Origin of the sequence: Corallococcus macrosporus (genome assembly GCF_017302985.1) — a bacterium.
GTDB lineage: Bacteria > Myxococcota > Myxococcia > Myxococcales > Myxococcaceae > Corallococcus > Corallococcus macrosporus_A.
Map to the genome: position 1 here is coordinate 324,768 of NZ_JAFIMU010000004.1, position 12,409 is coordinate 337,176.

Genomic DNA, 12,409 nt, shown 5'->3' on the forward strand with positions numbered 1-12,409 from the left:
ACGCGGGCCGTGTTGCTCGCAAAGCGCTGGTTGCCACTCGGGCATTGCAATGCCCCGGCGCGCTGGATAGCTGTGCACTCCCAATGCCCACCCTGCTGCTGCATCTGACGGCCATCGAACGGTTGGCCGCCCATCCGGACGGGCTCCCCGCCGACTGGGTGCGAGCGCTGACCGAGGACCTGCCCTACGCGCGCTTCGGCGCGGCGCTGCCGGACCTGCCCCTGTGCGCGGGCGTGCGCGGGGGCCTGGGCGTGCTGATGCAGCCGGAGGCCGGCTGGCCCCCCTTCGCGCGGCTGTACCACGAGCGCGCCCCGGTGGGCCTGGGCCTGAAGATGGCGGAGCTCGTGGCCTCCGGGGCCCTGGTGGGCACGGAGGCGGGCCTGGCCATCCTGGCCGGCTACTTCACGCACCTGAGCCTGGACCGGCGCCTCCACCCGCTGGTGGACGGGCTGGTGCTGCGCCACCGCCGCAAGGGCGAGCGGGCCTGGGACGCACGGCGTCAGGTGGAGTGGGCCCAGACGCTCTTCTTCCTGCGCGAACAGGACGGCACGGATGGCGTGGGCACCGCGCGCATCCGCGAGAAGTTCCAGGTCGTGAAGAGCTCCGGCATCCCGCTGCGCGGCATCGGCCGGGGCATCTACGAGCTGGTCCGGCTGGCCTCGCAGGACCGCGTGGGGCAGGCCCCCACCAAGGCGGAGCTGGACGGCTGGGTGCGCGGCCTCTACGTCTCCGGCGCCTTCCTCTCCAGTCCGCTCGGCCGCATGAGGGCGCTGCCGGCGTACTCGCAGCTCTCCTTCCAGGAGCTGTACCGCAATGATCACTTTGACTTCGCGGTGGAACTGGACGCCGCGCTGGAAGTGACGCGCGGGCTGATCAAGAAGCTGCACGGCTACATGGCGCGCGGCACCTACACGCCGCGCACGCGCGCGCGCTTCCTGGAGGACTTCCCCGAGGGAACGCTGGGCGCCACCGCCGCGTAGTGAACGGATCCACACGGCCCGCGTCCCAGGGTCGTGTCCGCGTGCAGGGCATCCAACCAATCAAGCCGGTTGCCCTCGGGGATGTGCCGCTATCCGAAGCGGGGAGCGCCTCCTATCCTCGATAGGGAATGACGGTCTTCCTCCTCATGGCGGCGGGTGTGTTGGCGGGTGGGTTGGGGTCGCTCCTGGGCATCGGAGGCGGCATCGTCCTGGTGCCCGCGCTGGTGTTGGGATTCGGAATCCCGCTGGAGCAGGCCGTCCCCGCGAGCCTGATGTGCGTGGTGGCCAACTCCTGCGCCGCCGCCGCCAGCTACGTGGAGAACAAGCTCAGTGACTTGCGCCTGGGGCTCACGCTGGAGCTGGCCACGGTGCTGGGCGCCATCGCCGGCGGGCTCGTCGCCGCCTTCGTCGCGGAGGCGATGGTGGCCGTGGTGTTCGGCCTCTTCACGCTCTTCGTGTCGCTCCAGATGATGCTCCTGCGCACCCCGCGTCAGGAGCCCGCGACGGCGGCCAACTACGTCCCCGGCAACTACCCGCTGGGCATCTCCGGCTCCTTCGTGGCGGGCGGCCTGTCCGCGCTCCTGGGTGTGGGCGGCGGTCCGCTGAAGGTGCCGCTGATGACCTACGGCATGCGCGTGCCCTTCAAGGTCGCCAGCGCCACCAGCAACCTCATGGTGGGCGTCACCGGGGCGGCGAGCGTCGCGGCCTACGCCTGGCGCGGCCAATTGAATCTCGGGCTCGTCGCGCCGTTGGTCGTAGGGGTGCTGGCCGGAGCATCCGTGGGCAGCAAGCTGATGTTGAGGACGCCGACCGCGGTGCTGAAGAAGCTCTTCGCGGCCGTCCTGCTCATCGTGGCCGGACAGATGTTGTGGAAGGGAGGGGAGGGGTTGTGGCCGAGCGTATGGAAATGAGTGAAGCAGAGCCTGAAATACCCGGTGTCCACCCGTCGATGATGGTGCCGGATGCAGGGCCCCCGCGTCGCAACGCGCGGGCGACGTCGGTGGTGCTGGACGCGGAGTTCCCCCAGGAACTGCCGCGGGAACCCATCACCCAGCCAGAGGCAGTCCCTCGCGAGCGCCGGGGGGCGAAGCGGCTCGCGGCGGGAGAACGGTGGATTGCCCGCGTGCTGCGCACCGGGGCCGTGACGAGCGGCGCCATGTTCGTCACGTCACTCGCGCTGGAGCTGCTGCCACGCGACGAGTCCGTGCACGTGGCCATCGACCTGCTGCGCAAGGGCGCGGCGTCCATGCTGCTGGTGACGCCGGTGGCGCGGCTGGCGATGGCGGGCACGCTCCTGGGCCTGCGCGGCGAGTGGCGTTACGCCGCCATCGCCGCGGGCGTCATCGGGCTGCTCGCGCTGGCGGTGGGCGCGGGCTTCCAGGCCTGACGCGAAGCAAGACGCAGGAAGACCGCGCGCGGGGCTACACGCCGCGCGCGGCGAAGTGCGCGAGCACGTTCTTCACCTTCGCGACCTCGTCGTGCTGCTTCAGGTCCTCGTACATGGGCAGCACGGCCTCGAACTGCTCGCGGGCCGCGGGGTAGTCCTGGAGGTAGTAGCAGGACAGCCCCAGGTCCCATCTCGCGCGGGCCTCGTAGACGTGGTCGTGCAGGCCGCCGTACACGTCCACCGCGCGCAGGAGGTGCGGCCGCGCGTTGTCGTGGTGGCCCAGGAGCCCTTCCGCTTCGCCCAGCAGCAGGTGCCCCAGCGCGAGCGCCTCCGGGTCCTCGCCCTGCTCCAGCAGCGGCACGGCCTCCAGGAAGCGCTTGCGGGCGGGCTCGTACTCGCCCTTGGCCATGCGCAGGTCGCCGATGTCCAGGAGCAGCCGCGCGATGCGCTCGTTGTTGCGCGTCTGGCGGTAGAGGATGAGCGCCTCCTGGTATTTCTCCTCGGCGCCGTCGGCCTCGCCCAGCGAACGCAGGGACTCGCCGATGCACGCGCGGCAGAGCGCCTCGCCTTCGCGGTCACGCCCCTCGTTGAAGAGCAGGGCGGCGGTGGCCATGTGCTCGATGGCGCCCTTGTGGTCCTCGAAGTGGGCCTTCACCACACCCAGGCCGAAGAGGGCCTGTGCCTGACCGGGCTTGTTGCCCGCGGTCTTGAAGAAGCCATAGGCCTCCTCGTAGTGCTCACGGCTCTGCGCGTGGTCCTCCAGCATCCCGTACAGCTCCGCCAACTGCACCAGCCCCTGGCCCACCTCCGCGGGCGAGCCGGTGATGCGCAGCGGGGCGAGCGCGTTCTTCTGCTTCTGGATGGCGTCGGTGATGTGGGCGCGTTCGGTGTCGGACGGGTGCATGTCAGTTCTCGTGAACCTTGCGGCGGCGGACGCCCCTGTCCAGCGAATCGTGCTTCTCGGCGCCTTCAGCACCGTTGCCATCGGCTTCGGCGTTTCCGTTGCGCTCGGCCTTCTCCTTCTCGTGGACGAGCAGCGGGGAGAAGAAGCAGTCCTTCTTCGTGTACTCGTCGAAGGCGAACGCGAAGCGGTAGCTGGCCGCCGCGCGCTGGTTGCAGTCCGTGCGCTCGCAGAAGCGGCAGGAGATGCCGCTGGGGATGGCGTCCTTGCGCAGGTCGTTGGTGGGCAGGCCGTACGCCAGGTACTTCGCGTTCTCCGCGTGCGTGCCCAGGCCGATGGAGTACGCCGTGCCCTTCACGATGGAGCCTTCAATCGGCTGCAGCTGCACCTTCGCGAAGCAGAAGTACGTCGTGCCGTCCGGCATGATGGAGTACTGGCGCGTGATTTGAGACGGGTTGAGGAACGCCAGGTGCACCGCCCACTTCGCGCAGCTTCCGCCGCCCGAAGCGAAGCGGATGCCGGTGCCGCTGTAGCGCTTGGAGATGTTCCCGGCGATGTCCGCGCGCAGGAAGTGGAAGGGCAGGCCCTGGCGCTTGGGGTCGGACAGGTTGCAGATGCGGTGGGCCACCGTCTCGTAGGTGGTGCCGAAGATGTTGGAGAGCAGCTCCACGTCGTAGCGCGTGCGCTGCACCTCCTTGAAGAACTCGCCGTAGGGCAGCATCAGCGCGCCGGCGAAGTAGTTCGCCAGGTTTACTTTGATGAGGCGCTCCGTCTCGCCGTGGCGCATGCGGCCCGCGCCCAGGATGCGCTCCACCAGCTTCTCGCGGTCCATCACCATGAGGCCAATGGACGCGGCCACCTGGAACTTCAGCGGCTGCTCCGTCAGGTCCGGTGACAGCGTGAGCGTGCGCGCGTCCAGGTCCAGCCGGCGCACCACGGACGAACCGCTGGCCGCGCGCTCAATCTGGACCTTGAAGTCGAACCGCTCCTCCAGCATGCGGATGAGCTGGCTGCTGGTGAGCTGCTGCTCCAGGCGGAAGTCGCGCCGCAGCCCCTCCGCCTGCTCCTCCAGCTCCGGGAAGTAGTTGCGGTGCTTCTCCAGGAAGTCGCTGACCTCGTCGAAGGGCGAGTAGTCGAAGCGCACGCCCGGCGTGTTGCCCATGCCGGAGGTGGACCCCTGCGTGCGCGTCCTCTCCTCCACGTTGAGCTGCGCGAGCACGTTCTCCAGCTGCGTGCGCGTGTTCTTGTAGAGGTTGAAGAGGGCCGCGACGGTGCCCGCCAGCTTCGGCTCCGCGGACAGCGACTGGAGCGACTCCGAGTCGATGTCCAGACTCTTGAGCAGCGGTTCGTCCAACAGCTTCGCCAGGGCCTCGTCCACGCGGCCCTCGCCCAGCGTGGACATGAACTGCTCGGGGTCCTGCTCGAAGTAGCGCAGCGCCTTCCACAGCAGGGGGAAGGGCATCACGCGCTTCCCCTTCTCGATGAGGTTCAGGTACGCGGGCGAAACGCCCAGGTCCTTGGCGGCGTCCGCCTGCTTGATGTTGCGCTGCAAGCGGAGGCCTCGAAGCTTCAGCCCCACGTTCGCGTTCAGAGCGTTGTCGTTGTTCATGGCTCCAACCCCCGGCGGGCCGCGTCAGGAGGCGCGCTCCAAACGCCGGGTCTCTGGATCCACTCTGCAAATCGATTTACCGATTTGCAATCAACGTTTTCGGTTCGCCGCAGCGCTGTCCCGCAGGCGACGCGCGAAGGGTTGACTGCCCCCACCCTGGCCGTAGCGGGACGTAATCCCATGTAATCACGGCGCTTTCAGGCAGCCCCGGTGTGCGGCGACGGCCCCCGGGAGCCGCGCTGTCAACCCTTGACTGACGCGATGCGACAGGGCTGGGGAAAAGTCAGTAAACGGGCGCCATAATTTTTACAAAGTCTTAACGCGCCTCCGGGGCCCGCTGGAAGACGAGGGCAACGTTGGTGCCGCCGAAGCCGAACGAGTTGCTCATGACGGCGTTCACGCGCGTCTCCCGGGCGGTGTTGGGCACGCAGTCGAGCAGGATGCGCGGGTCCTGGTTCTCCAGGTTGATGGTGGGGGGCAGCACGCCGCGGGTGAGGGCGAGGATGCTGATGACGGCCTCCGCCGCGCCAGCCGCGCCGTTCATGTGGCCCGTCATGGACTTGGTGGAGGAGATGGCGAGCTGCTTCGCCGCGTCGCCGAACACCTGGGCGATGCCCTCCATCTCCAGCACGTCGCCGATGTCCGTCGAGGTGCCGTGGGCGTTGAGGTAGCCGATGTCCGCGGGGGCCAGGCGCGCGTCCTTGAGCGCGGCCCGCATGGCGCGCTGGGCGCCCTCGTGGGCGGGGGCGGGGGAGGTGACGTGGTGGGCGTCGGAGCTGGCGCCATAGCCGGTCAGCTCCGCGAGGATGCGGGCCCCCCGGGCGCGCGCGTGCTCGTACTCCTCCAGGATGAGGATGCCCGCGCCTTCGGCGAGCACGAAGCCGTCGCGGTCCTTGTCGAACGGACGGCTCGCCGCCTGGGGCGCGTCGTTGCGGGTGGACAGGGCCTTCATCGCCGCGAAGCCGCCCACGCCCAGCATGGTGATGGGGGCCTCCGCGCCGCCCGCCACCGCCACGTCGAACTCGCCGCGCTGGATGCCGCGCAGCGCTTCACCGATGGCGTGCGCGCTGGTGGAGCACGCGGAGTTGGTGGACCAGGACGGGCCCTTGATGCCGTGGCGCATGGAGATGTAGCCGGGCGCCATGTTGATGATCATCTGGAGGATGAAGAAGGAGCTGATGCGGTCCGGCCCCTTGTCCAGCGCCTTCTTGTACGTCTCCTCCAGGCTGCTGAGCCCGCCGATGCCGGAGCCGACGATGACCGCCACGCGCTCCGCGTTCTCCGGCGTGATGGTCAGCCCCGAGTCCTCCAGGGCCATGTCGGACGCGGCCACCGCGAACTGCGCGAAGCGGTCCATGCGCCGCACCTCGCGCCGCTCGATGTAGGCCTCCGGGTTGAAGCCCTTCACCTCACCGGCGAAGCGGCAGTCCAGCGGGCTCGCATCGAACAGGGTGATGGGGCCCACGCCGCTCCTGCCATTCACCAGCGCATCCCAGCTCGCCTCCACGCCGATGCCACACGGACTGATCATCCCCATTCCCGTCACGACGACGCGCCGCTGTCCCATCGCGAACTCCTTGACCCCAAGCATTGAACGGGATGGTATTATGACCATCCTTCAATGAGTTCAAGCCCAAGGGAGCGCTGATGAGCGAGCAGCCGGAGAATCCGCGCACGCGGACGGTGACGTGGAAGGACCCACGTGTGGGCGCGTCCGCGGCGAAGACGCTGTCGGGGCTGGAGTACCTGCGCGCCATCCAGCGCGGGGAGCTGCCGGCGCCGCCCATCGCGGAGCTGATGGGCTTCGCTCCGGTGGAGGTGGAGGAGGGCCGGGTGGTGTTCGCGGTGACGGCGGGCGAGCACCACTACAACCCCATCGGCATGGTGCACGGCGGACTGGCCGCGACGCTGATGGACTCCGCGATGGGGTGCGCCATCCACACGCTGCTGCCGGTGGGCGCGGGCTACACGACGCTGGAGCTGCACGTGAACTACGTGAAGGGCATCGCGCACGACACGGGGCGGCTGTTGTGCCGGGGGGAGGTCATCCACCTGGGCGGCCGCGTGGCCACGGCGCAGGGGCGGCTGGTGGACGAGAAGGGCACGCTCTACGCGCACGGCACCACGACGTGCATGGTGTTCCGGCCACCGGGCGCGGGCGGCAAGGAGTAGGAGCGATGCGCTACACCGCCGAACACAAGCAGGCCACGCACGCGCGCATCCTCGAGGCGGCGGAGAAGCTGTTCCGCGCGGAGGGCTTCAGCGGTGCGAGCGTGGAGCGGGTGATGCGCGCCGCGGGCCTGACGGTGGGCGGCTTCTACGCCCACTTCGCCTCCAAGGAGGCGCTGCTCGCGGAGTCGCTGCGCGCCTTCATGACGGCGAACAAGGCGCGCTGGCTGGCGGGGCTGCGGGAGGTGCGGGGCACGGAGTTCCTGGAGCGCTTCGCGAAGCGCTACCTGGGCCAGTACGACCGGGCCACGGGAGACACGCTCTGCATGATGCCGTCGCTCCTGTCGGACCTGACGCGCGCGACGCCGGAGGTGCAGGCCGCGTTCGCGCAGGGACTGGAGGACCTGGTGGGCGAGGCCCAGGCGCAGCTCCCCGCGCGCGAGGGTGCGACGCCCCGGCAGCAGATGCTGGCGACGGTGGCGCTGTGCTTCGGCGCCATGACGCTCGCGCGGGCCACCGCGTCCCAGCCCCTGGCGGGGGAGATCCTGGACGCGGCGCGCGCGCTGCTTGTCGCTGGGGCCCCGTCCCCGAAGCGCAAGAAGCCCCACTGAGCGGAGGACGGACCGTGGGGGCAAGGTGGACGCATTGAAGACGATGGCTGCTCGCGCGGGGCTCCTGTGGCTGGTGCTCACATTGGGGGCGTGTGCCTCCGTGCCCGTCACGCCTCCCTGGGAGGACCTCCCCCTCCGCTACAACGTCACGTACACGCACGACCCCTCGCCACGCTTGAACGTGGAGGTCGTCCTGCCGCCGCCGTTGGCTCCCAGGCTCTTCCTCTTCCGGCAACCCGGGCGCGCGAGCTCCGTGGTCGCCACGTTCGGTAACGGCAGCCGGGTCGAGCTCTTTCCCCGGAACGGTCAGGTGAGCGTGCCCGAGGGCGCGCGCGTCCTGCGCTACCACCACCCACTGGACTCCTCTCCTGGGGGCGGTGGCAGGCACCTGTTCGGAGGCATGGGGGAAGGGGACGCGTGGCACGTGGCCGGCAAGGCCTACCTGCTGACCCCCGGTCGCGTGACGCCGGACCTGCGCGTGGAGCTCACCGTGTCCGGCGCGGACGCGCTCCTGCCCTGGAAGCCCGACGCCCGAGGCGTCTACCACCTGCGCGGCGAGGACCTCATCGACGCGGGCTTCCATGCCTTCGGCGGCAGGCGCTGCGAGGCGCGCGTCGGTGCGTCCGTGCTGGAGGTCGCGCTGCTGGGCCGCTTCACGCACCTCTCCGACGCGGAGCTCTGCGCGTGGCTCGAACAGGCCGGGCGCGAGGTGGTCACCGTGCGAAAGGCCTTCCCGTTCCCGCGCGTCACCGTGCGCATCGTGCCCGTGCCCGGCGACGATGCGCCCGGTGTCTTCGGCATGGTCCAGTGGAGCTCGCCGCCCAGCATCTCCATCCTCGTGGGCCAGGACGCCACCGCCGCGTCCTTCGCGAAGGACTGGGTCGCCATCCACGAACTGCTCCACCTCACCCACCCGACGCTGATGCCCCGCGTGGCCTGGCTCACGGAGGGCCTGGCCACCTACTACACGGAGCTTGCCCGCGCGCGCTCCGGACGCCAGACGTCCCAGCGTGCCTGGCAGGAGCTGACGGAGGGCTTCGCGCGCGGACAGGCCGCCGCGGGCTCACGCACCATGGAAGAGGTCGTCGCCGAGGAGCGCAACTTCCAGGGCATCTACTGGACCGGCGCCTTCTTCGCGCTCCACCTGGACGTGGAACTGCGGCGCGTGACGCACGGCCGCGCGCGCCTGGAGGACGTGCTGGAATTGCTCGCCACGCGTGGTCCCACGGCATCGCTCGAAGGCTTCGGGGCCGCCGTGGACACGGTCGCCGGCCAGCCCCTCTTCGACGCGCTGCTCGCCCGGCATCTGCAACGGCCCGCCTTCTCCGAGCTGGCCCCTTTGCTGGAGAACCTGGGAGTTCGAATTGACCCAGGTGGCGTCAAGCTCCATGCTGCGCCGGGCAGTGGGTTGCGTGAGGCACTGGACGGCGGGAGGACCCCGGACGACGCGGGGTGAACACCCGGAAATGAAAAGGGGCCGTAACCGATTCCCGGATGTCGCGTATCGAATGCATCCGCGAGGTTCGCGGCTTCCGTAGATGAGGTCCGCCATGTTCCGCAGCGTCCTGATGCTCGCCGCCGCCCTGTCGCTGTCCGCGTCCGCCGCCGAGCCCGCGCCTTCCGACAAGCGCTTCGTCTTCAATGATCCGAACAGCCGCGACACGGTGATGTTCGTGTTGGACGCGCCGCTGGAGGTCATCAACGGCCTGTCCAACAAGGTGACGGGCCGCGTGGAGGTGAAGGGGCAGAAGGCCAGCGGCCGGTTCCAGGTGCCGGTGAGCTCCATCAAGACGGGCAACGAGACGCGCGACGGCCACCTGCAGAACGACCGCTGGCTGGACGCGGCGAAGTTCCCGGACATCGTCTTCGAGTTCAAGGACGTGGTCCTGCCCGCGCCGCTCGCCAACGCGAAGCCCGTGGTGCTGAAGACGAAGGGCACCTTCACCATTCACGGCGTCACGCGCGAGGAGCCCGTGGAGGTGACGGCCACGTACCTCCAGGAGACCGCCGAGACGAAGCACCGCGCCGCGGGCGAGCTCTTGCGCGTGCGCGCGAAGTTCCAGATTCCCCTGGAGGCCTACGGCGTCAAGCGCACGGAAGCGCTGGTGCTGAAGGTGGGCGAGCGGGCCGACGTCACGGTCGACGCCTGGGGCTCCACGCAGTTCAAGCCGTAGTTGTCTGTCCCCCGTAGTCACACCCCCTGCGGTACGAAAGGAAGCAACACATGAACGTCAAGGCTCTTGCGGCGGTCGTCGGCACCCTGTCCCTCAGCGCGCTGGCCACCGGCTGCGCGTCCAACAAGGCGGCGGAGGGCAGCAAGGTGCACGCCGCGTCGCCGGGCGCGGCCGAGGGCGCCGAGGCCAGCTGCAGCAACAAGCCGGCCGACGCCGCCGCTCCCGCCGCCGCCCCCGCCGCGACCCCGGAGAAGGGCGCCGAGGGCAGCTGTGGCGCCGGCTCCTGCGGCTCCGGCTCCTGCAGCGGCAAGAAGTAGTCATCCGCCGGGAGGGCCTGCGTGACAGGTCCCCTCCCAGGCTCGCGGGCGGCGGGAAGACTCCTTCCTGCCGCCCGTGTTGTTTCCTCCCCCTGCCTGAAGGAGCGCTGGATGCCGTCCCCCCGCTATGCAGACCGCCATGGATTGAAGCCGCTGGGGGCGGGCATCGGGCTGCGCCGCGACTTCTACGAAGCGCTGCCGCGCACGCCGCGCGCGCTGGACTGGGTGGAGATCATCCCGGAGAACTTCCTCACGCTGGGCGGCCGCTCCCAGCGCGCCCTGGACGCGTGCCGCGAGCGCTGGACGCTGCTGCCGCACGGGGTGGGGCTCAACATCGGCGGGCCGGACGCGCTGGATGACGACTACGTCACCCGCCTGGCCGCGCTGGTGAAGCGCCTGGACGCGCCGTTCTTCTCGGACCACCTGTGCTACTCGCGCCTGGGCGGCGTGCACCTGCATGACCTGTTGCCGCTGCCCTTCACGGAGGCCGCTGTGGAGCACGTGGTGCCGCGCGTGCGCGAGGTGATGGCGCGCGTGGAGCGCCCCTTCCTGCTGGAGAACCCCAGCTACTACGCGGCCATGCCGGGCGGCACGCTGAAGGAGGCGGACTTCCTGCGCCAGGTGGTGGAGGCCGCGGACTGCGGCCTCTTGCTGGACGTGAACAACGTCTGGGTCAACGCGCGGAACCACGGCTACGACCCGCGCGCCTTCGTGGACGCGCTGCCCCTGGAGCGCGTGGTGCAGGTGCACCTGGCCGGCCACGACGTGCGGGACACAGTCCTCGTCGACACGCACGGCGACCGCGTCTGCGACGACGTGTGGGCGCTGTACCGCTACACGCTGGAGCGCACCGGCCCCGTGTCCACGCTGATTGAGTGGGACCAGGCCATCCCGTCCCTGGACGCCGTGCTGGACGAGGCGGATCAGGCGCGCGGCGTGCTCGCGGAGGGAACGCGATGAAGTCGTCGTTGAAGCACTTCTTCGACAGCATGGACGCGTACCTCGCCGGGCCCCCGGGCGCGGAGGGGCTGCTCAAGCTGTCCGCGTCGCACCCGGGCTGGGTGGTGGATCCGGAGCGCATGGCGCTCTACGGCCAGTTCGTGCGCGGCCACGTGCGCTCCACGCTGGAGAAGCTCTTCCCGCTGACGCGCAAGGCGGTGGCGCCGGAAGCGTGGGACGCGCTGGTGGAGGGCTACACCCGCACGCGCCCCGCGCGGCACTACGAGCTCAACCGCCTGGGTGAGGGCTTCGCGCCCTTCGTCGCGGACGCCGCCGCCGCGAAGGGCCTGCCCCCGTTCCTGCCCGCGCTGGCGCGCTTCGAGTGGACCGACTTCGCGGTGTTCGCCTCCGAGGAGGACATCCCGGAGGCCGTGGAGCGCCTGACGCCCAACCCCACGCTCGCGGTGCTGGAGCAGCCCTACCGGCTCTGCGCGTTCATGCGGGCCCGGGGCGCGGAAGGGGCGCCCGCGGAAGGGGAGGAGCTGGCGCTGCTCTGGCGCCACCCGGAGCGGCTGGTGACCTTCTACATGGAGGCCACGCCATCCGCGCTGCTGGTGCTCAAGATGGCCGTGGAGGGCCTGTCGGAAGAGGCCGTCGCCCAGGCCACCGGCATGGCCGCCCCGGACGTCCGCGCGGAGGTGGCGCGCTTCGCGAAGGACGGCCTGGTGCTGCGGCCCCAGGGCTGAGGCCGCGCGCCCGGGCTCAGACGTTCCGGGTGCCAGAGCCGTTCGCCGTGGGCGAGGCGCTGCGGGAGTCTCCCTCGCCGGAGCTGGAGTCCGTGTTGCGGATCTGCTTCCCGGGCACCCACCGCTCGAGGAACTCCCTCACCGCGTGGCCCACCTGCTTGAGGCCGTCACCCCCGCCGCCGAGGGCATCCTGGAGCATCTGGCGGAGGGGACCGTTCAGGATGCGGTCCCACGACGAGCCAAACCCGCCGCTCGCCTGGGCCGAGCCGGAATCGCCACCGCCGACGGTGAGGTCCCTCGGGAAGAACGGGTCGCTCAAGGTGCCACCCGGCCGCGCTCGCGCGTACTCGGGTTCTCCCAGCCGGGCCGAAGACTTGCCGGAGGTCGCGGGCTCGAACCCCGTGGTCGACAGCGCGTGCGCCTTCCGGGCCGCAGCCTGTCCGCCCGCATCCCGACCCGGCGGCGGAGGAGCGGCCTTGGGCGTCGGCGGCGGGAGGGCCTTCGGGAAGAGGGACAGACGCATGGCCGGGGTTCTCCTGGAAGAACTGCTGTTCTTATTGTCCGAGAATCTGGACG

General features: G+C 70.2%; 14 protein-coding genes. 10 read left to right on the forward strand and 4 right to left on the reverse strand.

The genetic code is table 11. The features are described from left to right. Positions 1-83: 83 nt before the first annotated feature. The 3 genes from JYK02_RS06765 to JYK02_RS06775 all read left to right on the forward strand — a co-directional run bounded on the left by JYK02_RS06765 (position 84) and on the right by JYK02_RS06775 (position 2,367). Positions 84-980, forward strand: a complete 897-nt coding sequence (locus JYK02_RS06765; protein ID WP_207049836.1) for a hypothetical protein — start codon at positions 84-86, stop codon at positions 978-980. Between the two features lie 128 nt (positions 981-1,108). Beyond that, positions 1,109-1,891 carry a sulfite exporter TauE/SafE family protein gene (locus JYK02_RS06770; RefSeq protein WP_207049837.1) on the forward strand — a complete coding sequence of 261 codons (783 nt, stop codon included), beginning with the start codon at positions 1,109-1,111 and terminating at the stop codon, positions 1,889-1,891. A 38-nt stretch (positions 1,892-1,929) separates the two neighbouring features. Beyond that, positions 1,930-2,367, forward strand: coding sequence for a hypothetical protein (locus tag JYK02_RS06775; protein WP_207050589.1), 438 nt, complete (start codon positions 1,930-1,932; stop codon positions 2,365-2,367). 34 nt (positions 2,368-2,401) lie between these two features. Here the strand turns inward: JYK02_RS06775 and JYK02_RS06780 are convergent, their stop codons facing one another. From JYK02_RS06780 to fabF, 3 genes are all read right to left on the reverse strand, one after another. Beyond that, complete coding sequence (locus JYK02_RS06780) at positions 2,402-3,271, reverse strand: tetratricopeptide repeat protein (protein WP_207049847.1); 870 nt, start codon at positions 3,269-3,271, stop codon at positions 2,402-2,404. Between the two features lies 1 nt (position 3,272). Then, positions 3,273-4,877, reverse strand: coding sequence for a helix-turn-helix domain-containing protein (locus JYK02_RS06785; protein ID WP_207049848.1), 1,605 nt, complete (start codon positions 4,875-4,877; stop codon positions 3,273-3,275). A gap of 316 nt (positions 4,878-5,193) precedes the next feature. After that, positions 5,194-6,444: a beta-ketoacyl-ACP synthase II gene (gene fabF / locus JYK02_RS06790; RefSeq protein ID WP_207049857.1), complete on the reverse strand. Its 1,251-nt coding sequence runs from the start codon at positions 6,442-6,444 to the stop codon at positions 5,194-5,196. An 80-nt stretch (positions 6,445-6,524) separates the two neighbouring features. Here fabF and JYK02_RS06795 point away from each other — a divergent pair, with 80 nt between their 5' ends. The 7 genes from JYK02_RS06795 to JYK02_RS06825 all read left to right on the forward strand — a co-directional run bounded on the left by JYK02_RS06795 (position 6,525) and on the right by JYK02_RS06825 (position 11,833). Further along, the gene (locus tag JYK02_RS06795; RefSeq protein ID WP_207049859.1) at positions 6,525-7,049 is read left to right on the forward strand and encodes a PaaI family thioesterase; all 525 of its coding nucleotides are present in this window, start codon (positions 6,525-6,527) and stop codon (positions 7,047-7,049) included. Positions 7,050-7,054: 5 nt separating this feature from the next. Next, the gene (locus tag JYK02_RS06800) at positions 7,055-7,657 is read left to right on the forward strand and encodes a TetR/AcrR family transcriptional regulator (protein ID WP_207049861.1); all 603 of its coding nucleotides are present in this window, start codon (positions 7,055-7,057) and stop codon (positions 7,655-7,657) included. 25 nt (positions 7,658-7,682) lie between these two features. Continuing rightward, a complete protein-coding gene (locus JYK02_RS06805) occupies positions 7,683-9,113 on the forward strand; it encodes a hypothetical protein (protein WP_347402442.1) in 1,431 nt (476 codons plus the stop codon). 94 nt (positions 9,114-9,207) lie between these two features. Next, positions 9,208-9,831 carry a YceI family protein gene (locus tag JYK02_RS06810; RefSeq protein ID WP_207049863.1) on the forward strand — a complete coding sequence of 208 codons (624 nt, stop codon included), beginning with the start codon at positions 9,208-9,210 and terminating at the stop codon, positions 9,829-9,831. Between the two features lie 50 nt (positions 9,832-9,881). Next, a complete protein-coding gene (locus JYK02_RS06815; protein ID WP_120553614.1) occupies positions 9,882-10,148 on the forward strand; it encodes a hypothetical protein in 267 nt (88 codons plus the stop codon). A 111-nt stretch (positions 10,149-10,259) separates the two neighbouring features. Next, positions 10,260-11,108: an MNIO family bufferin maturase gene (gene bufB, locus JYK02_RS06820; protein WP_207049866.1), complete on the forward strand. Its 849-nt coding sequence runs from the start codon at positions 10,260-10,262 to the stop codon at positions 11,106-11,108. Further along, positions 11,105-11,833, forward strand: coding sequence for an HvfC/BufC N-terminal domain-containing protein (locus JYK02_RS06825; protein ID WP_207049875.1), 729 nt, complete (start codon positions 11,105-11,107; stop codon positions 11,831-11,833). The genes bufB and JYK02_RS06825 overlap by 4 nt, the downstream gene beginning before the upstream one ends. Before the next feature lie 16 nt (positions 11,834-11,849). On the opposite strand, the gene JYK02_RS06830 is transcribed toward JYK02_RS06825, so the two are convergent. After that, positions 11,850-12,356 carry a hypothetical protein gene (locus tag JYK02_RS06830; protein WP_207049878.1) on the reverse strand — a complete coding sequence of 169 codons (507 nt, stop codon included), beginning with the start codon at positions 12,354-12,356 and terminating at the stop codon, positions 11,850-11,852. Positions 12,357-12,409: the final 53 nt, after the last annotated feature.